This window comes from Candidatus Synechococcus calcipolaris G9 (assembly GCF_029582805.1).
GTDB classification, from domain to species: Bacteria; Cyanobacteriota; Cyanobacteriia; order Thermosynechococcales; family Thermosynechococcaceae; genus Synechococcus_F; species Synechococcus_F calcipolaris.
Genome location: NZ_JAKKUT010000002.1, coordinates 438,947 through 462,081, shown reverse-complemented (window position 1 = coordinate 462,081; position 23,135 = coordinate 438,947). Strand labels below are relative to the sequence as shown.

At 52.1% G+C, this 23,135-nt stretch carries 20 protein-coding genes and 1 pseudogene; 15 read left to right on the top strand and 6 right to left on the bottom strand.

Translation table 11 applies throughout. The features are described 5' to 3' along the window. Window positions 1-12: 12 nt before the first annotated feature. Complete coding sequence (locus tag L3556_RS04895) at window positions 13-1,503, bottom strand: protein kinase domain-containing protein (protein WP_277866189.1); 1,491 nt, start codon at window positions 1,501-1,503, stop codon at window positions 13-15. Between the two features lie 155 nt (window positions 1,504-1,658). On the opposite strand from L3556_RS04895, the gene panB reads away from it, so the two are divergent. Then, window positions 1,659-2,453 carry a 3-methyl-2-oxobutanoate hydroxymethyltransferase gene (panB, locus tag L3556_RS04890; protein ID WP_277866188.1) on the top strand — a complete coding sequence of 265 codons (795 nt, stop codon included), beginning with the start codon at window positions 1,659-1,661 and terminating at the stop codon, window positions 2,451-2,453. On the opposite strand, the gene gpmI is transcribed toward panB, so the two are convergent. Beyond that, window positions 2,450-4,048, bottom strand: coding sequence for a 2,3-bisphosphoglycerate-independent phosphoglycerate mutase (gene gpmI / locus L3556_RS04885; protein WP_277866187.1), 1,599 nt, complete (start codon window positions 4,046-4,048; stop codon window positions 2,450-2,452). The genes panB and gpmI overlap by 4 nt on opposite strands. A 154-nt stretch (window positions 4,049-4,202) precedes the next feature. On the opposite strand from gpmI, the gene holA reads away from it, so the two are divergent. Continuing rightward, on the top strand, window positions 4,203-5,180 hold the full coding sequence (holA, locus tag L3556_RS04880) for a DNA polymerase III subunit delta (protein ID WP_277866186.1): 978 nt from the start codon (window positions 4,203-4,205) through the stop codon (window positions 5,178-5,180). Here the strand turns inward: holA and L3556_RS04875 are convergent. Further along, a complete protein-coding gene (locus L3556_RS04875; RefSeq protein ID WP_277866185.1) occupies window positions 5,149-5,694 on the bottom strand; it encodes a hypothetical protein in 546 nt (181 codons plus the stop codon). The two genes, holA and L3556_RS04875, sit on opposite strands and share 32 nt — an antisense overlap. Before the next feature lie 200 nt (window positions 5,695-5,894). Between L3556_RS04875 and L3556_RS04870 the strand changes: the two genes are divergently transcribed. Then, the gene (locus L3556_RS04870; RefSeq protein ID WP_277866184.1) at window positions 5,895-6,392 is read left to right on the top strand and encodes an HNH endonuclease; all 498 of its coding nucleotides are present in this window, start codon (window positions 5,895-5,897) and stop codon (window positions 6,390-6,392) included. 22 nt (window positions 6,393-6,414) lie between these two features. Here L3556_RS04870 and L3556_RS04865 read toward each other — a convergent pair whose 3' ends face one another. Further along, window positions 6,415-7,122 carry a RibD family protein gene (locus L3556_RS04865; protein WP_277866183.1) on the bottom strand — a complete coding sequence of 236 codons (708 nt, stop codon included), beginning with the start codon at window positions 7,120-7,122 and terminating at the stop codon, window positions 6,415-6,417. A gap of 133 nt (window positions 7,123-7,255) precedes the next feature. Here L3556_RS04865 and L3556_RS04860 point away from each other — a divergent pair, with 133 nt between their 5' ends. The 9 genes and pseudogenes from L3556_RS04860 (at window position 7,256) to queA (ending at window position 17,889) form a co-directional block, all read left to right on the top strand. After that, the gene (locus tag L3556_RS04860) at window positions 7,256-8,617 is read left to right on the top strand and encodes a lysophospholipid acyltransferase family protein (RefSeq protein WP_277866182.1); all 1,362 of its coding nucleotides are present in this window, start codon (window positions 7,256-7,258) and stop codon (window positions 8,615-8,617) included. A gap of 290 nt (window positions 8,618-8,907) precedes the next feature. After that, entirely contained in the window at window positions 8,908-9,732 is an 825-nt protein-coding gene (locus tag L3556_RS04855; RefSeq protein WP_277866181.1) for an alpha/beta fold hydrolase, read from the top strand. Between the two features lie 71 nt (window positions 9,733-9,803). Continuing rightward, entirely contained in the window at window positions 9,804-10,226 is a 423-nt protein-coding gene (locus L3556_RS04850) for a universal stress protein (RefSeq protein ID WP_277866180.1), read from the top strand. 42 nt (window positions 10,227-10,268) lie between these two features. Next, on the top strand, window positions 10,269-12,761 hold the full coding sequence (locus L3556_RS04845; RefSeq protein ID WP_277866179.1) for an HAD-IC family P-type ATPase: 2,493 nt from the start codon (window positions 10,269-10,271) through the stop codon (window positions 12,759-12,761). A gap of 99 nt (window positions 12,762-12,860) precedes the next feature. Beyond that, window positions 12,861-13,091 (top strand): hypothetical protein, encoded by a 231-nt coding sequence (locus L3556_RS04840; RefSeq protein ID WP_277866178.1) that lies wholly within the window; start codon window positions 12,861-12,863, stop codon window positions 13,089-13,091. 78 nt (window positions 13,092-13,169) lie between these two features. Continuing rightward, window positions 13,170-13,841: pseudogene (gene cobA, locus L3556_RS16225) on the top strand (uroporphyrinogen-III C-methyltransferase); the annotation flags it as partial. Window positions 13,842-13,907: 66 nt separating this feature from the next. Continuing rightward, on the top strand, window positions 13,908-14,693 hold the full coding sequence (locus L3556_RS16220) for a uroporphyrinogen-III synthase (RefSeq protein ID WP_338405727.1): 786 nt from the start codon (window positions 13,908-13,910) through the stop codon (window positions 14,691-14,693). A gap of 8 nt (window positions 14,694-14,701) precedes the next feature. Next, window positions 14,702-16,798 (top strand): PP2C family protein-serine/threonine phosphatase, encoded by a 2,097-nt coding sequence (locus L3556_RS04830; RefSeq protein ID WP_277866176.1) that lies wholly within the window; start codon window positions 14,702-14,704, stop codon window positions 16,796-16,798. Further along, on the top strand, window positions 16,795-17,889 hold the full coding sequence (gene queA / locus L3556_RS04825) for a tRNA preQ1(34) S-adenosylmethionine ribosyltransferase-isomerase QueA (RefSeq protein WP_277866175.1): 1,095 nt from the start codon (window positions 16,795-16,797) through the stop codon (window positions 17,887-17,889). Before L3556_RS04830 ends, queA begins: the two co-directional genes overlap by 4 nt. A gap of 650 nt (window positions 17,890-18,539) precedes the next feature. On the opposite strand, the gene L3556_RS04820 is transcribed toward queA, so the two are convergent. Beyond that, window positions 18,540-18,692, bottom strand: a complete 153-nt coding sequence (locus L3556_RS04820) for a hypothetical protein (RefSeq protein WP_277866174.1) — start codon at window positions 18,690-18,692, stop codon at window positions 18,540-18,542. On the opposite strand from L3556_RS04820, the gene L3556_RS04815 reads away from it, so the two are divergent. From L3556_RS04815 to L3556_RS04805, 3 genes are all read left to right on the top strand, one after another. Then, a complete protein-coding gene (locus L3556_RS04815; RefSeq protein WP_277866173.1) occupies window positions 18,691-19,872 on the top strand; it encodes an LCP family protein in 1,182 nt (393 codons plus the stop codon). The genes L3556_RS04820 and L3556_RS04815 overlap by 2 nt on opposite strands. A gap of 46 nt (window positions 19,873-19,918) precedes the next feature. Beyond that, window positions 19,919-21,541 (top strand): right-handed parallel beta-helix repeat-containing protein, encoded by a 1,623-nt coding sequence (locus tag L3556_RS04810; protein ID WP_277866172.1) that lies wholly within the window; start codon window positions 19,919-19,921, stop codon window positions 21,539-21,541. 235 nt (window positions 21,542-21,776) lie between these two features. Continuing rightward, a complete protein-coding gene (locus tag L3556_RS04805) occupies window positions 21,777-22,397 on the top strand; it encodes a DUF3782 domain-containing protein (protein WP_277866171.1) in 621 nt (206 codons plus the stop codon). Window positions 22,398-22,418: 21 nt separating this feature from the next. Here L3556_RS04805 and L3556_RS04800 read toward each other — a convergent pair whose 3' ends face one another. Further along, complete coding sequence (locus L3556_RS04800; protein WP_277866170.1) at window positions 22,419-23,108, bottom strand: PulJ/GspJ family protein; 690 nt, start codon at window positions 23,106-23,108, stop codon at window positions 22,419-22,421. Window positions 23,109-23,135: the final 27 nt, after the last annotated feature.

The following is a 23,135-nucleotide window of genomic DNA, read 5'->3' as shown; positions in this document are numbered from 1 at the left end:
TAGAGTAGCGGTTCAGAATAGCCGCGATAGTAGAGTATAAATCACCAGAAAAATATTACCAATCACTAGGGTAATCAAGCCTCCTAGACCACAAACCAGTAATGCCATCATGCCCCCTAGGCCTGCTTGCAGTAGAGGTACATAGACGATGACTAAACCTGTGACAATGGCGATCGCCAGTTGTTCCCACTTTTCGACAATGCCCTTGAACTGAAGAAAGACTAGGAGAGCAAAGATCATACCCAGGATACCAGCCCCCACGGATAGAGAAAGACTCCATTCCAGAATCAGTCCCCGCAGGACGAGGCCCAAGGCTGCCATTTCAAAGCCCGTAAATGCTGCCGCCGACAAGAGTCTGGCAATGGGCAAGGGCGGTGGGGGGGTGCGAACCCGGGGCGGTTTGGCTGGTTTTACGGGTTGGGGTCGGGGGGTGGTCGTAGGCGGAGCGACCGTGCCTGCGGGCTGCTGCACCGTGGGTGAATTTGTTGGGGTGGGTGGGGGGCTAGGTGCCTGGGGAACAGAACTGGTTGTGGTGGGCGCAGCCAGGGCTTGGAGCACCTCATTGGCAGATTGAAACCGCTGACTGGGGGTGGCATGGAGCATTTTATCTAAAATATCTGCGAGGCGATCGCTAACCGCTGCCTGGCTACGCCAATTCCAGCGGTTATGGTAGGCCTCAAACAATTGATCCGGAGCCTTACCCGTCAGTAAGACAATGCAGGTGACCGCCAAGGCATAGAGATCCGAACTGGGGAATACCTGCTCCCCCCGGGACTGTTCCGGTGGTGCATAGTGGGGGGTATAGATGCCCGTCATCGCGCCCGATTTAGTTCCACCGGGGCCAGAAACCTGTTTGACTGCGCCAAAATCCAGAAGATAGAGTTGTCCCTGTCCAGGAAACTTCGTTTTTTCCGGATGCTGCCGCATGATGTTCGACAGTTTAATATCTCGGTGAATGGAGCCGCGATCGTGGACATACTGAAGGACGGGTAAAAGCTCCCTGAAAACTTGCAAAACTTGATTTTCCCCAAAGGAGCCTTGGGACAGTAGTTCCTGCTCCAGGGTATCGCCATCAATAAACTCTTGAACAAGATAAAAAAAGGTTTCCTGCTTCCCCGTCTGGGGATTGTCCACATCCAACTCAAAAAAAGCAAGCAGATCGGGGATTTGGGCGTGTTGGCCGAGTTCTTCGAGGACGGCTCCCTCCCGTTCAAATAATTCTTGGGCCTTGGCTAGTTGGGCCGGCTCCGTTGTATTGGGTAAAAATTGCTTAATGACACACTGACGTAGGGCTGGTGTATCTAGATCTCGGGCAAGGTAGGCTGCCCCAAATCCCCCCTGACCCAAAAGGCGTTCCGCCACATAGCGATTTCTCAAGACAATGGGCATGCCACAAGTAATACAAAATTTCTGCGGATTTTTCCGCCGCACCCTCTGATTATCCAGTTCGGGAAACGTATTATGGGGTTGGGGACAGCCCGGGCGAGTGCAATAGACTTGCATAGGAGCGGCAGGAGTTTTACCAGATAAATTTTCTTGCTTATAGCTTACAGTGGCTTGTCCATTTTCATCATGCAAGGACGAACAACCAACAATATGAAAAAATGCCAACAGGGATAAACTCCCCTTCACTGTCCAATCCCCCAATCCTTGTTTTTATGCCCCATCGTTCCGTTACTATTCCCCAACTCCATCAGTGGAAAGGGCAAGGTCGTTTGATCACTATGCTAACGGCTTGGGATTATCTGCTGGCAAAACTCCTGGATCGGGCCGGTATTGATGTCATTTTGGTGGGAGATTCCCTAGGAATGGTTGCCCTCGGCTATGACACGACCTTGCCTGTAACCCTCGATCAAATGGTTCACCATGCCCAAGCGGTACGACGGGGGGTGGAATCGGCCCTTTTGGTTTGTGATTTACCTTTTTTGTCCTATCATGCGAGTCCCCAACAGGCCCTAGGTTCTGCGGGGCGGCTTTTGAAGGAAGCAGGAGTGCAAGCGGTGAAAATGGAGGGGGCAACCCCCGGTGTCCTTGCGGCTACAGAGCTTTTGGTGCAGTCGGGTATCCCTGTTTTAGGCCATGTTGGCTTAACTCCCCAAATGATTCATTCCTTTGGTAGTTTGCGTCAGCAGGGAAAAACACCGGAAACCGCTGAAAAAATCCTTGCGGGGGCGATCGCCCTGGAACGGGCCGGGGCCTTTGGGATCATTTTGGAACATATTCCCGCCTCCCTAGCCCAAACCATTAGCCAAAAACTTCAGATTCCCACCATTGGCATTGGCGCCGGCCATGATTGTGATGGCCAGGTGCTAGTCACCGCTGACTTGCTGGGCCTAACGACACAACCTCCCCCCTTTGCCCCTATCTATGCGGAGTTGGGAGGGGCGATCGCCACCGCCGTTCAGGCCTATTGTCAAGATGTCCAGCAACGGAAGTTTTCGCCGCTCACTTAGAGCTTTACCCGCACTGGAGTTCGATTCATCCGCATTTCGTAGGGGGCCACACTAATGAGCGATCGCCCCGTCATTTCTGGGGGTTGGGGGAGATTAAGAATGTCTAAAATGGTGGGTGCAATATCTGCCAAGCAACCATCATCTCGTAGATTTACCTCTGCTCCATGGCCCGGTATTTTCCGTTTTTCCCCCTCCACTAAGATGAATGGAACCGGATTGGTGGTGTGGGCTGTCCAAGGATTGCCCTCGTCGTCCCGCATGTACTCCGCATTGCCATGATCCGCCGTAATTAGGACGGTTCCCCCCCGTTGGCTGACGCTTTCCACTAAATGACCCAAACAGCGATCAACGGTTTCTAGGGCAACGACTGTCGCCTCAATTTGGCCCGTATGACCAACCATATCTGGGTTGGCGTAATTGACCACAATCAGGGAGTAGATTTCTTTTTCAATGCCTTCGATCACGACATTAGTGACGGCTTCTGCGGACATGGCCGGAGCGCGATCGTAGGTGGCCACCATCGGACTGGGGATGAGGATGCGATCTTCCCCAGGTAGGGCTTCTTCTAGACCACCGTTAAAAAAGTAGGTGACGTGGGCATATTTTTCCGTTTCGGCGGCCCGCAGTTGCTTGAGATCATGGTGGGCCAGAACTTGACCGAGGATATTATCCAGGTTTTGGGGCGGAAAGGCCACGGCACATTTGAAGCTGGCATCGTACTGGGTAAAGGTGACAAAACCAAGGGGAGAAATCAGCGATCGCTCAAATTCATTGAAATCAGGATCAATGAGGGCTTGGGTTAGCTGACGGGCGCGATCGGGGCGAAAATTAAAGAAAATGACCCCATCCCCTGGGGCGATCGCTCCTGGGGCAATGCGAATGGGCATGACAAACTCATCATTCACACCCTGGGCATAGGATTTGCCCATCACTTCCGGGGCAGACTGGGCCTGAATATTTTCATCGGAGGTGATCACATCGTAGGCCAGTTGACATCGATCCCAACGGCGATCCCTATCCATCGCGTAATAGCGACCACTGACCGTCACAATTTGGCCGGCGCCGATCGCCCTTAATCGCTGATCTAATTCCGTGAGCACATCTTTGCCACTCTGGGGAGCGGTGTCCCGTCCGTCGGTAATGGCATGTATACAGACTTGGTCTATACCTTGATTTTTGGCCATTTTCACGAGGGCATAAAGATGATCCACATGGGAGTGAACGCCCCCCTCAGAACAGAGGCCGATTAAATGAAGTTTGCTCTGGCGAGATTTGAGAGTTTGGCAGAGGTCAACGAGGGCTGGATTATCATTGATGGTTCCATCTTCTGCCGCATCGGAAATACGCACCAACTCCTGGGGGACAATCCGCCCCGCCCCAATATTCAGGTGGCCCACTTCGGAATTCCCCATTTGCCCCTTGGGTAGACCAACGGCTTTACCCGATGTCTGGACTAAGGTGTGGGGGTATGCGGTCCAAAGGCTATCCATCACGGGGGTATTGGCCGCAGCGATCGCATTCCCAGCGGACTCTTCGCGATAGCCCCAGCCATCTAGAATAACCAAAACCACGGGAGCAACAGGTGTCGATGCCATGGGGACGTACCTTAGACTTACGATATGGATCAATTGTTACGGGTCTAACGTCGCAAATTATACCATTCTCCCCCAGTGTGGCCAAATGTTACTCAAAAGACAAGAAAAATTGAAATTTTTGATTCCCTATCGAAAAAGAGCTTCTCGGTGAATTATGGGCATTTATTTTTATTGGGGTGAAGATAGTTTTCGCCTTCAGCAGGCGGTACAAGCCCTCCGAGATCGTCTGTTGGATCAGGCGTGGGTTAGTTTTAATTATGAAAAATTGCCTGGTGATCAAACGGAGTCAACCCAGCAAGCCCTCAGTCAAGTTCTTACCCTACCCTTTGGCGGTGGCGATCGCCTCGTTTGGTTAGCCAATACCCATCTGGGTCAACGTTGTAGTGCTGATTTACTGGAAGAATTGAGTCTGACCCTGCCCCATATTCCGCCGGAATGCCATTTACTTCTCACCAGTTCCCAAAAACCCGATGGTCGCAGCAAGGTGGTGAAACTTCTGCAAAAGCACGGCCAATTTCAGGAATTTAGCCCCATTCCCCCCTGGAAAACCGAGGAACTAGAAACGGCCGTGGTGCAGGCGGCTAAAACCCTGGGGGTAAATCTCTCCGCCGCTGCCGTTGAACTACTGGCGGAAGCCGTGGGAAACGATACACGGCAACTCCACAACGAACTGGAAAAACTGCGTCTCTATGCCGGAAGTACCACCATTCAACCGGAACAGGTGGCGGCCCTCGTCACCGTCACGACCCAAAATAGTTTGCGCTTGGCCAGTACCATCCTGGCAGGAGATAGGGGTACAGCCCTAGAGTTACTCAGTGATTTACTCCGCCAAAATGAACCTCCCCTACGTTTAATGGCCACCCTGACCCGACAGTTTCGCACCTGGCTTTGGGTTAAACTCCTCACCAGCGATCGCGAACGGGATAACACTGTCATTGCCCGCCTTGCCGATGTCGGAAATCCGAAGCGCATCTATTTTATTCAAAAAGAAATTAAAAATACCCCTTTGGCGGCCCTTAAAGCTTGTCTGCCCACCCTCCTGAACATTGAAAGCCAACTGAAGCAGGGGCGAGATGCAGAGCAAACCCTAACCACCGGCATTATTCGCCTTTGTTTAGACTGTTCGAGTTAGATTCCTGTGCCCCAGGTATGGGCGAATCCGCAGACTGTTCACCTAGGGCTGGCTCCCTATCTTGGTTGAGAGCAGGGGACAATGGATCTGGTTCTGGGGTAAAGGCCAGGGAACGATTGCTGCGATGATTCAACTGGGCTGGATGCTGCGTGGGCCGATTCCAGGTCTTCCAGGCTGCTTTGACACCGGCCATGACACTGCGGGTTGTCACCTTTGCCTCTTCAACTTGTTTTTTGGCAGAGCTGATACCCTTATCCACTTGGCGCACCACCTGGGTGGCACTTTGCACCCCATCATTAATGTCGTCGGTTAGATCACTAATTTCTAAGCCTGTGAGCCGGATTGCTTCTAGGGTGGGGGGCAATTCCCGACCTAGGGTATCAAAGAGTTTTTCCGCACTGCGGGCTGCCCGGGCCAATTCCATAAAAGCGGGCAAGGCTGCAATCAACACCGCCGCTAAACAGATAGCAACGAGCAGAAGTGAGAGTGCTAGCCAAAAAATGGGTTCCGCCACAGTGGATTAACCTTCGGTTCTCGTTCATGGGCCGCCCAATATAGGCGTAACTTGCCTGATTGGATTCTACCAAACCATGTCAAGCCCTTCTTCACTCCATTTTGTTGGTTGCAGGAATGGAATTTCACTCAATCTGGGCGATCGCCAAGTTTTTGGCATGAGTTATGGTAATATCTGGAAGATTCTGCTCGTCAACTGGTATGGCCAAGGTTTTGGTTCTTAATGCCTCCTATGAACCACTCAACATTACGAGTTGGCAACGAGCCGTTGTCCTTTTAATTAAGGGTAAAGCGGAACAAATTGAGCATAACGGCAAGTATATCTACGAAGACTTTCCCTTGCCAACGGTAATTCGGCTCCGCTACTACGTCACCATGCCCTATAAAGAAATTCCCCTGACCCGACGTAATATCTTGCATCGAGATGGTCATTCCTGTCAATACTGTAGTTACAGCGGTGACGATTTAACCCTGGATCACGTGATTCCCAAATCTCGGGGGGGCGGTGATACCTGGGAAAATATGGTAACGGCCTGTGTGCGCTGCAATGTGAAAAAGGGCAATCGCACCCCCAAGGAAGCTCAGATGCCCCTCCATCAAACCCCCCGCCGCCCCATTAGTAGCCTCTATTTTGAAGTCACCAAGCACGTCCGCACCGGAACCCATGCGGAATGGCGGAAATATGTAATTGGTTTGTGATTTTTGTGATTGATGGGTAGCCTTAGCCTGGGTGTGATTCACCCTGGGGTGGCTCAACACGGTAGTGTAGGAAGACCTCATTGCCCTGGGGTCGAGATTCCAGCAGGGTGAAGCGGGGAGCCGTGGCCAAGGTAAAGCCGGAGCCAGCGATTGCCGCCGCAGAGGTTGTTCCTCCCAGGATTAGGGGACAGAGGGTGAGCCAAAATTTATCCACAAGACCCTGCTCAAAGAGACTGGTGACTAAAATGCCGCCCCCTAAGACTCCCAAGGAATGAATCCCTTGGTCGGCCATTTTTTGTAACACTCCCGGCCAATCAATGCCCCCCTCTGGGGTTGTCATTGCCCATATCTGCTCAAATCCGGGTTTATTTTTCCAGGAGGCCTGTCCCTGGGGGGTTGTCAACAGAGTGCGGCGCACTGGCTGACTAAAAAAAGGCAGCTCTGGATCAATATTGCCACTGGCGGAACAGACAATCTGCTGGGGTTGGTCTGGCAATTTGCGCTGGCGACGGGCCTGAATTAGGGCCCGATCCACGACCCGCATGGCCGTGCCCCCTAACCTAAGGGTATTCGCCCCAAATAAAATCCCATCGGTTTGGGCCACAAGGTGTTCTAAATGGTGCCAATCCCGCGGGGAGCCAATCCGTTGATCTGGTTCGGCATGACTGGCCAGTTTGCCATCCAGACTGGTGGCTAGGATCACGGTAATATGCGGTCGTAAAGGTGGCATGGGGGCGGGCAAATCCTCTAGGTAGGGGTGCTAGACTGCCTGATAACCATCATGGGTGATGCAGAGTCAGAGCAAAGTTCGGAGTTCAAAGTTCTAAAGTTTCTACTTTCATCTTCCCTAAGGAGTCACTCCCATGTCTAGTGCCTTTCGTCAGGTGCAGCCGCCCCTGCAGTATTTGCCCCAAAAGTTTAATTTCTGGGTTTGGTGGTTCTTTGCCCAGCTTTTACCACCATGGCTGCGTTGGAAAATGAAGATTCGCGCCATTGAAGCGGACAATCTAGGGCAGCTCGTCCATCTCTATCAACAATTTCAGGCAGGCCAGGGGCGTTTAATCCTCGCCTTTCGCCACCCCAGTACGGATGATCCCCTGTGTATGGGCTATCTCCTCTGGCATCTACTGCCCCGCCAGGCTAAAAAAATGGGCGTGGCCCTGCGATCGCCGGTGAATAGTTATTTTATTTACGATCGCGGCATTCCTCTCTGGGCCGGTAATGGTGTCGGATGGCTCTTTGCACGCTTGGGGGGAAGTTCAATTATGCGCGGTAAGTTGGACACCCAAGCCCTGCGATCGGCGCGACAGTTGTTGCTAGAGGGAGAATTTCCCTTGGCAGCGGCCCCGGAAGGATCCACCAATGACCACAGTGAACGGGTGTCCCCCCTAGAGCCAGGGGTGGCCCAGTTAGGATTTTGGTGCTTAGAAGACTTAGAAAAAGCCGGGCGATCTCAACCCGTGTATATTGTCCCCATTGGTATTCAATACTTTTTGGCGGAACCCTCCTGGGACATCCTGGCAACGGTCATGACCGAACTGGAAAAAAAAGCAGGCTGTACCACCGCCCCCATTGGCACGGATCAAGAAAGCCTTTATCGACGATTGTTTAACCTGGCCCTGCACCTACTCGATCGCCTCGAAGACTTCTATGCCACCTCCTACCGGCAAACCTTTCCACCCCTGCCAGAATTGGCGGATGCCAATGAACAACTGGCGGCCCGACTGCAACGCCTCTTGAATGTGATTTTAGATGTTGCCGAGGGGTATTTTGGCCTGAAAGCCGCCACCACGTTTGTCGATCGCTGTCGTCGCCTAGAGCAGGCGGCCTGGGATCGAATGTATCGCTCCGATACCGATGACTTTTCGGTCATTGAAAAGGGCCTCGCCAATTGGTTAGCAGAAGAAGCCAATGTGCGACTGCGCCACATGCGTTTGGCGGAGCGGTTTACCTCGGTGACGGGTAGCTATGTCCGGGAAAAACCCTCCATGGATCGCTTTGGCGAGGTACTGTTAATTCTCTGGCGTACCTTTTCCTGGATTGAGGGGACAGTGCCGGACTGCAACACCTTGCTGGGGCCCCGCCGGGTGAAAATGACCATTGGCGAACCCATCCCCGTCCATGACTATTGGCCCACCTACCGCAGTAATCGTAAATGTGCCCGCCAGGCCGTTGAGGAGGTGACGAAGACCCTGAGTCAGCGTTTAGAAGGTTTAATTATTTAAATTAATATTTAATATCTTGATCTATAGCAACCAATGGTTTGGTTGGGACGGGGTGCAGGGGTGGAACCCCTGGCTGGGGGCGAAGCCCCCACACCCCCCTTATCCGAAATATCCTAAGGAAACAGGCGACAGCCGCAGCATTTGTGCCCATGGGTTCAGTACATCATCCCGAAGATAGTGAGTTATGGGAATAGCACCGGCAAGGATGGCTTGCCCTACCATAGATGAATTGGTAAAGGCTAACTAGATAGCGGAAAATTCTAAGCAGTTCATTCAAGCGAGTTGCGATCATGGGCAAACTAAGTCTGGCGGATGGTACGGATATTTATTACAAAGATTGGGGTACAGGTCAGCCGGTCGTTTTTAGCCATGGCTGGCCCCTCAGTAGTGATAGCTGGGAAGCCCAAATGTTGTTTTTAGCCTCCCACGGCTATCGCTGTATTGCCCACGATCGCCGCGGACATGGGCGTTCGAGTCAACCTTGGCAGGGTAACGAGATGAATACCTATGCCGATGACTTAGCAACTTTGATTACAACCCTAGGTTTACAGAATATTGTCCTCGTGGGTTTTTCAACGGGGGGCGGTGAAATTAGCCGCTATATTGGCCGTCATGGAACAGGTTGTGTTGCGAAAGCTGCGCTTATTTCTGCGGTTCCACCATTAATGGTGCAAACAGCTGCAAATCCCCAAGGATTACCGATCTCCGTTTTTGATAGTTTGCGGGCAGCATCTTTGAGCGATCGCTCCCAACTCTATCGCGATTTAGCCAGTGGCCCCTTCTTTGGGTTTAATCGTCCTGGAGCAGCGGTATCCCAGGGAATGATCGACTGGTTCTGGTTACAGGGAATGCAGTCGGGCCATAAAAATGCTTTAGATTGCATTAAAGCCTTTTCGGAAACAGATTTCACCGAAGACTTGAAAGCCTTTGATATTCCAACCCTTATTATTCATGGGGATGATGATCAAATTGTCCCAATAGATACCTCGGCCCTTGCCGCCGCCAAACTGGTGAAAAATGCAACTCTGAAAATTTATCCTGGTGCGCCCCATGGTCTGACAGATACCCATAAAGACCAACTCAACCAAGATTTACTTGACTTCCTACGTGTATGAAGTAACCACGATGCTAGCAAGTTCAATTAATGGCACACTGAAAAGTCAGCACCGTTGCGGGATTTCTGGGGATGTTTAATACGATTCTGATTGCCTTGGATATGACAGACTTTTCGGAGCGGGTCATGGAAGCCCTGTATCAGCTACCCATTGATGCGGATACCCAGGTGATTCTTTCCCATGTCATTTCCCCATCGGAGTCTGGATTTGATAGTCCCGCCGATCGCCCCTCCGCCCATCCCCAGGGAACCTACCGAGCCATTGAAGAACATCTGCATCGGTTTCAAAGCCAACTCCCCGCCGCCGCCAAAATTGAAATTGTCACCGGAGACCCGGCAGAGGAAATTATACGTTTAGCAAATATTTACGCCGCCGATTTAATTATCCTCGGAACCCGCGGACTTACGGGAATGCGACGGGTTGTTCAAGGTTCCGTGAGTGGGGCCGTGGTGGCGGATGCCCCCTGTTCCGTTTTCGTTGTTAAGCCTGTTTGACATTATAGATAGACCTAGATCCATCACCTCGGTAAATTCCCTATGTCAGATGTATCAGAGTTGATTGGTTTAACAACGGCGGAGGTCATTGCCTGCCAAGAGGCCGGATTAACCAATGCCCAAGGGAAGGAGTCCAATCGCTCCTACAAAGATATTTTGCGGGAAAATTTTCTCACATTTATCAATGGGGTCTTTTTCTTTATCAGCTTAGTTCTGGTGATTTTGGGTCGTCCTGGGGATGTGATTGCCATTGTCCTCGTGGTGTTCCTGAATACGATTATCAGTGTGATCCAAGAAATGCGGGCCAAGCAACAACTGGATCAAATTGCCCTTTTAACCCGGCCCCGCGTCACCGTCATTCGCGATCGCCAGGAGCAGATCATTGATCCCGCCGCCGTGGTTCAGGGGGATATTCTCTTGGCTCAACCAGGGGATCAAATCGTGGTGGATGGTGTGGTCGTTGGTTCCGGCCAAATGCAGGTGGATGAATCCCTGCTCACCGGAGAATCCGATCGCATTGTTAAGCAGGCGGGGGATGGGGTCTATTCCGGGAGCTTTTGTGTCAGTGGCAGTGCCGCCTATCGGGCTGAAAAAGTAGGGGCTGCCAGTACCGCCAATCAACTCACCGCCGAGGCCAAGGTTCACCATCGTAAACTCACCCCCCTGCAACGGGAAATTAACCTGATTATTCGGGTCATTCTCGCCCTAGCTATTTTTCTCTGGATTTTAGTGCTGCTCTCCCTACTGGTGGGACTAACCTCCTTTGCCATGAGTGTGCAAACAGCGGCGGTGGTGGCGGGCTTAGTTCCGGTGGGCCTTTACCTGACCATTACCCTTGCCTACGCCCTAGGAGCCTTGCGGATCTCCCAGCAGCAGGTGTTGGTGCAGCAGGCCAATGCCATGGAGTCCCTCAGTAGTGTGGATGTGCTCTGTCTGGATAAAACCGGTACATTGACCACCAATGAATTGCAATTACAGGAGATTCATCCCCTAGGTGGGGTAGAGAAGGAGACTATTCGAGCCTATCTAGCTGACTTTGCCGCCAGTTCCACCAGCCCTAATCAAACCAGTTTGGCCCTTGGGGCCGCTTGCCCTGGGCCGGCCCGACCCCTACGGTTGGAAATTCCCTTTTCCTCGGCCTACAAGTGGAGTGCCCAAGGCTTTGCATCGGAGTCCCATTCCTATCTGCTGGGGGCACCGGATGTTTTGCTGCCCGTGGATCAGCGCAGTGAAGAGGTGGATCTCTACCTGGAATCAGGAATGGCCCAAGGGTTACGGGTCTTACTCTTTGCCCAGGCGGCCACCGATCCCCAATGGCCCGAGGGCAGTGAAAATCCTGAATTGCCTGCGAATAGGATTCCCTTAGCCGTCCTTTGGATTGGCGATCGCCTGCGGCCAGACTGTGAAACAGTTCTAGGGCGATTTCAACAGGCGGGGATTGATGTCAAGATTATCTCTGGGGATCATGCTGGTACTGTGAAGGCCCTGGCCAAACAAGTGGGAATGCCTGCTGGGGCGATCGCCGTATCCGGGGCCGACCTTGCCCAGATGGATGATCCCACCTTTGAGCAAACGGCCGTGGATGCCACCATTTTTGGCCGGATTACCCCGGATCAAAAAGCCAAGCTAGTGAAAAGTCTGCGACAGCGGGGCCGCCATGTGGCCATGATTGGGGATGGGGTCAATGACGTTCTCTCCCTCAAGCAGGCCAACGTAGGGATTGCCATGGAAAGTGGCAGTGCCATCACCCGCAACGTGGCGGATATTGTACTCCTTGAAGACGCCTTTTCTGCTTTACCCGCCGCATTCCGGGAGGGGCAACGTATCTATAACGGTATCCAAGATGTCACCAAACTGTTTATGGTGCGGGTCTTCAGCTTTGCCCTTCTTTCCTTAATTACGGTGATGGCAGGCCGGGCCTTTCCGCTGCTGATTGTCCATAATTCCTTACTGACCCTACTGGGCGTGGGCATTCCCACCCTAGGGGTAGCCTATTGGGCCATACCCGGCCCCCGCAGCCATAAATCCCTCATTCGCTCCCTGCTGCACTTTGTCCTGCCAGCCACCATTAGTGTGACTCTGGTGGGAATTTTGGTGTATTTGGGCTATATTGCCTGGCAAATGACCCCCCTATTTGAAATTTTGCAGGGCAGCCTCAGCTTAGAAGAAGCCACCCGGATTATTACGGTGAATGACCTGCGCCATAGTTTGACCATTGCCCGTACCGCCCTAGTCACGGCCCTAATGTTCTGTTCCTTAATTTTAATTTTATTTCTCAAGCCCCCCGCGCGGATGTGGGTGGGAGGTTCTCCCCTCAGTGGCAATAAACGCTATGTAACCCTTGTTTTAACGATGGCGGCGGCGTTTATTTGGGTGATGTTTTGGCCGCCCCTGCGTCGCTTTTTCGACCTAGACCTCTTGAGGTTCATTGATTTTGGTTTCATTGGTCTGGTGGTTCTGGCCTGGGCCCTAGGATTACGTTCCTTTTGGCGATACCGGGTTTTAGATCGATTTCTGGGGGTTGACCTGCGATAGAACTAGAAAGAATGACGCACTAGCAAGAATGACTTTCACCGAATTAAAAACCCTAAGTATAATATTTACATTCGCTGCCTTGCATGGGAATTTAACCTAATGGCTAGTCTATTTGATCAAAACTTTCGTTATACCGATCGCGCCCGATCGATCTATAAGGATCTGCAAAGTAATCTCCACCCGATCTATATCGAACTCATCGAAGAAGGATTTTCCCCCCGTGAAATTACAGTTCTAGTGACCAATGCGGCCACCCAAACCGAAAATGAGGTGGTGAATGAGTGGGATGAGGCTAAAATCCCGGCAAAGTCTCCCCTCCCCAGTAACTAGCTCCAGGAAACAGGGTGTCCTTTTTTTGCAGTGGATTTGAATAGCTTAGGCTCTCCCACATTGGCCCAGCCAGGGGGTATGGTTTATTTTGTTGGGGCTGGGCCCGGTTCCCTCGACTATTTAACGCTGCGGGGCCATGCCCTACTGCAACAGGCCGATGTTGTTTTCTACGATGCCCTTGTTGCCCCAGAACTGCTAACGGTTTGCCCAGCCACCTGTGAATGTCTATCCGTGGGTAAGCGATCGCAGGGGCCGAGTATTGCCCAAGCCCAAATTAACCAGTATTTAGTCGATCGCTGTCGGCGGGGTCAACGGGTGGTGCGTCTCAAAGGTGGGGATGCGGGGATCTTTGGTCGATTGCGGGATGAACTGGTGGCCCTCAACCAGGCCGGATGTGCCTATGAGGTGATTCCTGGGGTTTCTGCGGCCCTAGCGGCCCCCCTCTTGGCGGGATTATGTTTGACAGATAAGCATCAGAGTCGGGTTCTGGCCATTTGTACGGCCCACGATCTAGAGACCCTGGACTGGCCCACCTTGGCCCGATTAGACACCCTGATCCTGCTGATGGCAACCCAAAATCTTGGGGCAATTTTAAGACGATTGCGAACCCTTGGCCGGCCCGATCACGAGGCGATCGCCCTGATTCGTTGGGCTGGCCACCCCCAGCAACAGGCCTGGTTTGGTACCTTGGCCACGATTCAAGACCAACTGGCGGGCTGGGATCTGGCTCCAGCGGTGATGGTCATTGGTGCGGCCGCAGAGCCACCCTTTGCCGTTAGGCTAGAAAACGTACCCCCATCCCCCAGCCCAGATTCCATGGCCGTTTCCATTTCCCATCCCCTCCGTGGCCAAACCATTTTAGTCACCCGTGCCGCCAGCCAGGCCAGTGCCTTTACGCAACAGTTGCAGCGGGCAGGGGCCACCGTACTGGAAATGCCCACCCTGGAAATTGGCCCACCTCAGGATTGGCAGGCTATGGATCAGGCATTGCAACATTTAGATACGTTTGACTGGTTAATTTTAACCTCCCACAATGGGGTGCATTTTTTCTTTCAGCGGTTGCAGGAGCTGGGCTTAGATAGTCGTGCCCTAGGAACGCTCAAGATTGCCGTGGTGGGGGAAAAGACTGCCCAAACCCTAAGCCACCATGGACTCCGTCCAGATTTTGTGCCGCCCGCGTTCATTGCCGATGCCCTGATTGCTCATTTTCCCGTCCCCGTTGCCGGTCTTTCCATTCTTTTTCCCCGGGTTGAGACGGGAGGACGACCGGTGTTAGGGGAAGCCTTTCGGGCCGCAGGCGCCCAGGTGATGGAGGTGGCGGCCTACGAGTCCCGCTGCCCGACCCAGGTGGATTCGGCTATCCTACGGGCCCTTGAACAGCAGCAAATTCATCTGGTTACCTTTACCAGTTCTAAGACGGTGCGCCACTTTTGTCAGCTATTGGGGGGGGGCGATCGCACTCAAGAACTTCTGAATCAAGTTAAGATCGCCAGTATTGGCCCGCAAACGTCCCAGACCTGCCAGACATTGTTGGGAAGAGTTGACATAGAAGCCCAAGAACATAGCTTAGAGGGATTGTTCGCTGCCCTTTGTCAGGGATAATAAAATTCATGGATAACGCCTTAGCCACAATTTACTGTCCCGAATGTGGAAGCCCCAATTTAGAAGCAAATGTTGTTTGTCAAAATTGCGAAGCTCCACTCCCGAAACGCTATCTCTGGGCCGTGGGAGATACCTTAGAAGCGTTTGACGTGAATCACCTGCTGGGCGATCGCTATCTGGTGCGGGGAAAGCACCTCCTGTTGGATATTCAGCCAGGTCAGCCTGCCCCAGAATTAGAGTCTACGAATCTTCTTTACCGTCCCTACCTTAAGTTATTTTCCCATCGTCTCCATATTCCCCAAGCCTTTGGTGCCCTGACGGTGGTGACAGGTTCTGAGGATGCCCCTGACCTCTCCGAAATTTTGTTGTTGGAGCAGGGGCCAATAACGTTGATCGATATGGAATCCCAACTTACGGTCGCGGAGTTGCCCTTTATCCAATCGGGGTTGCGATCGGCGGTTCCCTTTTTACGGGCTTGGCAAAAAGCTGGGGTGGTACGGCGACTCCTGTGGTTGTGGCAACTGATCAGCCTCTGGGGCCCCTTTCAGGAAGAAGACGTAGCGGCAAGTCTGTTAATCCCCGAAAATTTGCGAGTTGAAGGGCCCATTTTGCGGCTGTTGCAATTGGAAACGGGCAAGGCGGTCACCTTGGAAGAACTAGGAACGTTTTGCCGCGATCGCCTCGGATTTTCAGATATTGAGGCATCCCTGGATCAGCGTTTTCAGGAATTGTGTCAGGCACTCATTGATCGTAAAGATCGCGATCTCACTGCCATTGTCCAAAGTGTGGAAGATTGGTTAACCACGGCCATCACCAACCATGGCTATACCTATGAATTTGATCTAGCCAACCGCAGTGATCAGGGTCCCAGTCGTAAACGCAACGAAGATAATTGCTACCCGGAGTCGGGCACAAACCTGACTAAGGAAACGGAACTCCTCACCGTCGTCTGTGATGGGGTTGGTGGCCATGCTGGCGGTGATGTGGCCTCAAGTCTGGCGATCGCCACCCTAACCGCCGCCCTACCTCAACTGAAGGACATCCGCGAGAGTCCAGCAGTGATCAAGGAGTTGACTCGCCTGGTTCGCCAAGCCAATGATGCCATTAGTGAGCGCAATGATCAGGAACAACGCCAGGATCGGCAGCGGATGGGAACGACCCTCGTGGCCGCCCTACTGCGGCAGCACCAGCTTTTTCTGGCCCACATTGGCGATTCCCGCGCCTACTGGATCACCCGTTATGGCTGTTACCAAGTCACCCTAGACGATGATGTGGCCAGTCGAGAGGTGCGCCTGGGCATGGATGGTTATCATCAATCCCTGGTTCATCCCTACTCGGGATCCTTAATTCAAGCCCTAGGGATGGGGGCATCCCAACACCTGCACCCTAATGTCCATCCCTTTTTCTTGGATGAAGACTGCCTGTTGCTCCTTTGCTCCGATGGTTTAAGTGACTACGACCGGGTGGAGCATTATTGGCCGGCCTATCTGTTGCCCATTTTGGATCAGCAGATTGATGTGGCTACCACGGGCGATCGCCTGATTGAATTAGCAAATAAACTGAATGGCCACGATAACGTTACCCTGTCCCTGATCCATTGCCGCGTACAGCCAGGGGAAGCCGATCGGGTAGAACCCAACTACGCTGAGCTTCTCCGCCCCAATCGGGATTCGGGAACCCATGTCTTAAATTCGGACATAGATGATGTAGATGATTTAGATATTCCCCTCCCCGAGGAAACGGTATTACCCGATCTGTCTGTATCGCCAACACCGTCATCCCGTCGCCAACATTGGGTCGTATTTATTTTAGTGACCCTAGTGGTAGGGGGATTAGCCGCCTTTGCCACAATGATGATTCTGTCTAACCGCTGGCTGCAAAATCCGCGAACGCCCCTAGACCCTGGGCCCACCCCTCCCACCCCCTTTCCCCTCCTTGACCCTAGCCCCGATTTACCCCCGGAAATGCTGCCCACTCCAGGGATGACCCCGACTCCTGAGGAAGCTATCCCCAGCCCAACCATAGCCCCTGATAACATTCCTACCAACATTCCCAACACCAACATCCCCCGCAACAATGGCGAAACCAATTCCGAGACCCCATGACTGACCGTTTGCCGATTTCAGAGGTCTTGCCTACCCTAGACCCGGATCTCTGTTTGGACAGCTACGACTATGATTTACCCCCGGAGCGGATTGCCCAAACTCCCCTAACCCCCCGCGATCGCTGCCGCTTATTGACGGTTCAAGCAGATTCCTGGGCAGATCATTATTTTTTTGAACTCGGCCAATTGTTGCAACCTGGGGATCTACTGGTTCTAAACGATACACGGGTGATTCCAGCCCGACTTCTGGGCATCAAACTAGGGGGTTCTAACCTTGCCATTGAAGTGTTGCTTTTAGAGGAGAGGAGCGATCGCCAGTGGTTGGCTCTCGTTAAACCCGGCCGCCGTCTTCGCCCTGGGAGCAAAATTCAGATCGGTGAGTTGACCGCCACCATTCAAGCAACAGACCCCACCACCCGCGGCCGCTTCATTGAGTTTGATCTCCCTTCCGGAGAACGCCTATGGCCCTATCTGGAGCACCTCGGCCGGATTCCCCTTCCCCCCTATATCTGCCAACCCCTAGAGGATCACGAACAGTACCAAACCATCTATAGCAAACATCCTGGGGCCGTGGCTGCTCCCACCGCTGGTCTCCATTTCACCCCCGAACTTTTGCAAGGCCTCACTGCAAAGGGAATTCACCATAGCTTCATTACCCTCCATGTTGGGGTGGGTACCTTTCGTCCCGTTGAGAGTCGGGATATTCGCGGCCACCAACTGCACCATGAGTGGCTGCAAATCCCGGAAACCACTGTGGCCCAAATCCAGCGCTGCCACGCCCAGGGAGGTCGGGTTATTGCCGTGGGTACTACTGTTGTCCGGGCCCTGGAAACCGCCGCCCAAACCGGAACGCTGCAAGCCTTTTCCGGCCTCAGTGACCTATTCATTTATCCGGGCTATCGGCCCAAGATTGTGGATGGCTTGATCACCAATTTTCATTTACCCCGCTCCAGCTTACTCCTGCTGGTGAGTGCCTTTATTGGCCGTGAACGGTTGTTAGAACTTTACCAGTGGGCGATCGCCCAGGAGTATCGTTTTTATTCCTTTGGAGATGCCATGCTCATTTTGCCCGAAGCCTGTTGTTTTTCCTAAAAGGTGTGCTATCTTACGTTTAGTTGTTTTGCAATGAACCGATCAGGGGAATGGAGGTGATGCCCATGTCAGATAGTAGTAAACGCTTGGGTCGTCGTTTTGGAGTGAATCGGCTGTAGGCCGAGATTGTTCTCCAGTCCGGGCTGAGTTCTCTCGGCAGTCTGATCCAAACATTGATGACCGCCAGACCGCTCCTAGGTAATTTACTTAGGGGCGGATGGTTTTTTAGGGCATTTTTTCGATTATTTTTTTAACAATCTTCTGGCCCAATCTTGACTAATCGTACTGCCGTAGACGAACCTAAGGTAGAGTTGCAGGTTCTTTGTGAGGTCGGGGCTGACTAACATTAAAGGGATAACCATTAAGAGACAATCATCAAGAGACTGAGTAAAAATACTGATTCGGGGCGCGATCGCCTACACTTAAGTTTAAGTTAAGTAACAATGGCTCAAAACTTGGTCATTTAACGTCTAGAAATTAACGTCTAGATCGTTACCTCTAGGAAGTTGAATCACACCTGATCACGCCTAGGGCAACAGCCAGAGAGCATTGCTTAACGATTGGTAGGTGGCCCATATTTTGTGGGGAGGAAAGTAGGTGGCACGAGGCTTAAAACAATCAGGATACGTAGCAAAACAGCGGCCCCAAAGTCAGCGGCCGCGAAAGGTTCCCGTGGCAACTGTGCCTAAAGCTGTTCCTCGCGCCATACCCCACCGGCGATCGCCCTGGTCTTGGTTACGCTGGGGCGTGGCCTTCACCTCTGTCTCCCTTGTTTCCGTGTTTGCCGGAATGACGCTTTCCATGATGTCTCCCTTTCGCAATGATGGCGAGGGGAATAATCCATCACTTATTGATTTTGTCAGTCGTGGCTTTCAGTATGGCATGGGTCGCCCCGTCAATCTTTTGGTCATGGGCGTGGATGAAGTCCTCGATGCTCCTCCCGGTTCCCCGGAGGTCTTTAATGGCCGCACCGATACCATGCTTCTGACCCGGTTCAATCCGGAAAATGGCACGCTCACGGTCTTGAGTATTCCCCGGGATAGTCGGGTGGAGATTCCTGGCTACGGTATAGACAAGGTGAATGCCGCCAATGTCTATGGTGGGCCCCAGTTAGCAGTCAAAACCGTCAGCCGTACCCTCAACTATGTGCCGGTGGATCGCTATATTCGCATTAATACCGGGGCTTTCCGGGCCCTAGTGGATCTGGTGGATGGGGTAGAGGTGAATGTACCCAAGCGGATGTACTACACCGACTATACCCAGGGCCTCTTTATTGATCTGCAACCAGGATTGCAGACCTTGACGGGGGAGCAAGCCGAGGGGTTTGTCCGTTTCCGCTATGACGAAATGGGAGATATTGGCCGGGCCCAACGCCAACAGGTGTTAATCAAGGCGCTGCAAAAGAAATTAGCCCAGCCAGTGATGCTAACCCGCTTGCCCCAGCTCTATAAAGTTCTCCAAGAGTATGTGGATACGGATTTGACCTTTGGGGAAATTATGGCGATCGGGCAATTTAGTGTCCGCCTAGATTCGGATCAACTGCGAATGATCCTTTTGCCAGGAGAGTTTAGTGGTGATGACTACGAGGCTAGTTACTGGCTGTTGGATGAGGTGGCAGTGGATCGGGTGGTGGATAACCATTTCTTTGATCGCGGTGTCCTTACGGAAATCAGTAATCAAAGCTGGTTAGGGGGTAGTCATAATTTACGGATTGCGGTGCAAAATGCCTCCTCCGATCCCTATGCTGCTGAGGATATGGTGGATTTTCTCCATCACCATGGCTACGACAATGCCTACGTGGATCAAGATTGGCATCGGATTGAAACCAGTACCAAAATTGTTGCCCAGCAGGGGGATTTGAGTGCGGCCCAGGTTCTCCACTCTACCCTAGGCAAAGGTAGGGTTTTAGCGGATTCCACCGGCAATGTGGGATCGGACTTAACCATTCGGGTGGGTACGGATTGGGAGGTGTATATTCATTAATCCCCCGAAAGTACTCCCCAGAGAATGTGCGGATTGAACTAGGATCGTGGTTTGGAGACCAGAAGAGTTACAAAGAGTTATTGGAGCGGCACGATTCATTAGTCTCGCGATCGCCGCCCTTGTTATTCTTTTGTCTATTCCTAGGCAAGGGCTACCCCAACCCGTTCTGCCGATGTCAACACCCGTGATTCTTTATGTCGATCCCCAGGATACCCCTCCCCCTAGTTCCACCGTGGGGAGTCGGGAAGCCCCCTTTGTACGTCTCCAAGATGCCCTCAATTATGCCCAAGAACACCCCGATCTTCCCCATGAAATTCGTTTAGGGCCGGGCATTTATCGGGAGGAGTTGAATTTGCAGGGGCAGACAAACGTGGCCATGGCCCCCCTCACCATTAGGGCAATCACTCCGGGGACGGTGATCCTCTCAGGTGCCGAACCATGGCAGGATTGGCGACAGGATATGGCCGGCACAACCCCCACCTCTGCTCTCTTTGTCCATCCTTGGCCCTACGATTGGGGTTTCTCCGGGAATCCCTGGACAGAATTTGACATTGAATTGGCTGAGATTGTCCAACGGGGGGAAATGGTCTGGCAGGACTCCAAGCTGGTGCAGCAATATTTGAGCTTAGAGGCTTTAAGTCAAGGAACCACGGTGATGGGATTTTATGTTGACGAGGAGGGCGATCGCCTCTACCTGCGTTTACCCCTAGGGATGGATCCCGCCACGGCACACCTGGAAGTGACGACCCAAGATCGGGGCATGGTGATTGATCAAATGCAGAATGTCACCCTAGAGGGACTGCGGTTTGAGCATTATGGGGGAACCTTTACCGCTGCTTTGGTCATCAGGAATGCCAAAAATATCAGGATTCAAAACTGTACGTTTGCCGAAAATAATTGGGGGGGCTTGGCGGTGAACCACTCCCAGCAGGTGCAAATTCATCACAGTCAGTTTCGCCATAATGGTCTGCGGGGGTTGGGGGGCTGGCGAATCCAAGACTTGACCGTGCAGGATGTGGAGACGAGGGAAAATAATTGGCGGGGAGCTTGGGGGGAGTTCTATGACTGGGATGCGGGGGAAAAGTTTTTTTATCTACGCCGTGCGCATTTTGATCACTATCGAGCGATCGCCAACCAAGCAACGGGACTGTGGCTAGATACGGATAATCAGGAGGTTCTCGTTGAAAATAGTCAACTCAATGATAACAAGGTGGGTGGGCTATTTTTAGAAGCGAGTGCGGGCCCGATTACTGTGCAAAACTGCATCATTGCCAACAACCATCAAGTGGCTCCCAACTATCTGCAAACCCCAGGAGTCTTTGGTTGGGCCGCCCAAAATGTCACCCTGAAAAATAATGTAATCATCGATAACGACTTTGCCCAGGTGGGGGTTCGGGATCTGAGCGATCGCCAGATTACCGTCCCTGAAACCGGAGAAACCCAAACCCTTGTGTCTCAAGACTGGCATCTGGAAAATAATTGGATCCTTTCAACCCAAGCCAATTCATTTCTGCTCATTACCCTCAATGCCCAGCCCTTTCTGGATACCCTAAAAGAACGCAATAACTATTGGTTCAGCCCCGGCGATCGCCCGATTCGGATTGAAGATCAATCTCTAACCCTATCAGACTGGCAGAATCAGGTTTCCCTGGATAGCCTTGCTAATTAACCAGTTAGATTGCCAATTTTAGCTATGTGTCAATGAGTTTTAAAAATAAGCATTTATGTTGCCCGTATCTAAGAAGAAGTGTTTTCCTTAGATGCACTCAGTGATTTTACGCCTAGAGCCTATTAAATTCATGTTCGGGAGAGATCGCCCCCGATGTTGTTTCCATAGAATGTCACGTCACAATCAGCCTGAGGATTAGGATAGAAATAGGTCTTTCACGTTGGGACATAATCAAATGACAGCAGCATCTGAAGAAATCTGGCAAATATTACGCGAACTAGCCGCATCCCAGCGAGAAACCGATCGCCAGATGCAGGAAACGGATCAAAAATTGCAAGAACTAGCCCAAGCTCAGCGAGAAACCGATCTCCAAAGAAAGGAACAGCAACGAGAAACAAGCCAACAACTACGTGAACTAGGCAAACAAATTGGTGGACTTGGGGCTAAATTTGGTAGTTTTACCGAGGGTCTGGCCCTACCATCCATGGAGAAGATTTTACGAAATCAATTTGGCATGGAGGTGATTAGTCCCAGTGTGAGAGTTTCCAAGGAAGGGCATCATTTAGAATTGGATGTTTTAGCCTATGCCAATAGTGATATTAATGCGGTCTATGTCGTAGAAGTCAAAAGCCATGCTAGAGATGAATCCTTGACCCAGCTACAAACGATATTGAGTCGCTTTCATCAGTTTTTTCCTGAGCATCGAGATAAGAATGTCTATGGCATTTTAGCGGCGGTGGATATGGCTCCAGATTTACGGGAACGGGTTTTAAACGCAGGTATTTATGTTGCCCGTATCCAAGAAGAAGTTTTTTCCTTAGATACACCCAGTGATTTTATTCCTAGAGCTTACTAACTCATCGCCCGGAGATCGCCTCTAAGGGGCAACAACGGCCCCCGATCGCACCGCTGCCAGAGTTTCAGCACGATAGGTCACTGCACTCGTATCAGCCAAAAGACCTAGGACACACAGCTTGACATTGCGGTTATTCTGTACCAAGGCCCGAAAACCACCTTTTCCAGTACCACTGTCCGTCGCCCCCGTCAGATCGATCGCACAGTCAGGGGCTTGGGCGGAAATACCATCAATTAACGGACTCAAGTTAGTACCACCGGAGGCCGTAGCCCGATAAATAACCCGTGGCCCGCGCCATATCCCCGTATTGGAGCGGGTATAGTAGGCAACCCCGGTCACACCCGGATCATTTAGGTTGGGATTGGGTTTCTCGATGTATAAAATCAACTGATAGTTGGCCGGAACCGTCCAACCGGCAGGGGCCGTTGTCGAGACACTCAGGCCAGAGCGAATATCATCAGAAATGAAATCTAGGGCCCGGCTCAAGTTCATGCGAATGGTAGCTTGCTCCTCAACTTGGCGATCTTTTTGCATCATTGCCACCATGCCGAATCCTGCAAGGGTAACAATAACGCCGGTCATGCTGGCGGCCAAAATCAACTCGGTGAGCGTAAACCCCCGTTGAGCCATCAGCTTTGCCTGAGGTTTAGGAGTTGTTACATTTTGCCAATAACGAGTGAGGTTTTTTAGTTGTCGAGGAAATAAACCCATTGCTCAACGCTCCTCAATGAATTGAAT

Bases quoted from the DNA above. Each gene is read 5' to 3' on its own strand.
- L3556_RS04895 (WP_277866189.1), bottom strand. From the start codon at position 1,503: ATGCAAGTCTATTGCACTCGCCCGGGCTGTCCCCAACCCCATAATACG.
- panB (WP_277866188.1), top strand. From the start codon at position 1,659: ATGCCCCATCGTTCCGTTACTATTCCCCAACTCCATCAGTGGAAAGGG.
- gpmI (WP_277866187.1), bottom strand. From the start codon at position 4,048: ATGGCATCGACACCTGTTGCTCCCGTGGTTTTGGTTATTCTAGATGGC.
- holA (WP_277866186.1), top strand. From the start codon at position 4,203: ATGGGCATTTATTTTTATTGGGGTGAAGATAGTTTTCGCCTTCAGCAG.
- L3556_RS04870 (WP_277866184.1), top strand. From the start codon at position 5,895: ATGGCCAAGGTTTTGGTTCTTAATGCCTCCTATGAACCACTCAACATT.
- L3556_RS04865 (WP_277866183.1), bottom strand. From the start codon at position 7,122: ATGCCACCTTTACGACCGCATATTACCGTGATCCTAGCCACCAGTCTG.
- L3556_RS04860 (WP_277866182.1), top strand. From the start codon at position 7,256: ATGTCTAGTGCCTTTCGTCAGGTGCAGCCGCCCCTGCAGTATTTGCCC.
- L3556_RS04855 (WP_277866181.1), top strand. From the start codon at position 8,908: ATGGGCAAACTAAGTCTGGCGGATGGTACGGATATTTATTACAAAGAT.
- L3556_RS04850 (WP_277866180.1), top strand. From the start codon at position 9,804: ATGTTTAATACGATTCTGATTGCCTTGGATATGACAGACTTTTCGGAG.
- L3556_RS04845 (WP_277866179.1), top strand. From the start codon at position 10,269: ATGTCAGATGTATCAGAGTTGATTGGTTTAACAACGGCGGAGGTCATT.
- L3556_RS04840 (WP_277866178.1), top strand. From the start codon at position 12,861: ATGGCTAGTCTATTTGATCAAAACTTTCGTTATACCGATCGCGCCCGA.
- L3556_RS16220 (WP_338405727.1), top strand. From the start codon at position 13,908: ATGGCCGTTTCCATTTCCCATCCCCTCCGTGGCCAAACCATTTTAGTC.
- L3556_RS04830 (WP_277866176.1), top strand. From the start codon at position 14,702: ATGGATAACGCCTTAGCCACAATTTACTGTCCCGAATGTGGAAGCCCC.
- queA (WP_277866175.1), top strand. From the start codon at position 16,795: ATGACTGACCGTTTGCCGATTTCAGAGGTCTTGCCTACCCTAGACCCG.
- L3556_RS04815 (WP_277866173.1), top strand. From the start codon at position 18,691: ATGATGTCTCCCTTTCGCAATGATGGCGAGGGGAATAATCCATCACTT.
- L3556_RS04820 (WP_277866174.1), bottom strand. From the start codon at position 18,692: ATGGAAAGCGTCATTCCGGCAAACACGGAAACAAGGGAGACAGAGGTG.
- L3556_RS04805 (WP_277866171.1), top strand. From the start codon at position 21,777: ATGACAGCAGCATCTGAAGAAATCTGGCAAATATTACGCGAACTAGCC.
- L3556_RS04800 (WP_277866170.1), bottom strand. From the start codon at position 23,108: ATGGGTTTATTTCCTCGACAACTAAAAAACCTCACTCGTTATTGGCAA.